This is a genomic window from Bradyrhizobium sp. SRL28, from assembly GCF_018596315.1.
GTDB lineage: Bacteria > Pseudomonadota > Alphaproteobacteria > Rhizobiales > Xanthobacteraceae > Bradyrhizobium.
The window spans coordinates 1-300 of sequence record NZ_JAHEAG010000262.1 but is presented as its reverse complement, the minus strand read 5'-3'; the positions used below and the strand labels follow the sequence as shown (position 1 = coordinate 300).

Here is a 300-nt window from a genome sequence, read left to right as displayed (position 1 = left end):
TTGCGGCCGAGGAACTCCAGATTGCCGTCGGGCAGATAGCGCGCCAGGTCGCCGGTCCGGTACAGCCGGTCGCCGTCCACAAAGGGACTGGCGATGAACCGCTCCGCGGTCAGCTCGGCACGGTTCAGATAGCCACGCGCAACCCCCGCCCCGCCAACGTAAAGCTCCCCGACCGCCCCCAACGGCACAGGCGCGCCATGATCGTCCAGCAGATACACCCGCGTGTTGGCAATCGGACGGCCGATCGGGACGTTCGCAGATACAGCTGGCCCTGTCGGAACCTCATAAAAGAGACAGCCG

General features: G+C 66.0%; 1 protein-coding gene. It reads right to left on the bottom strand.

The annotated features are described in order from the left end of the window. On the bottom strand, positions 1 to 300 hold a 300-nt coding region (locus tag KIP88_RS46260; protein WP_214494693.1), incomplete at both ends, for an AMP-binding protein.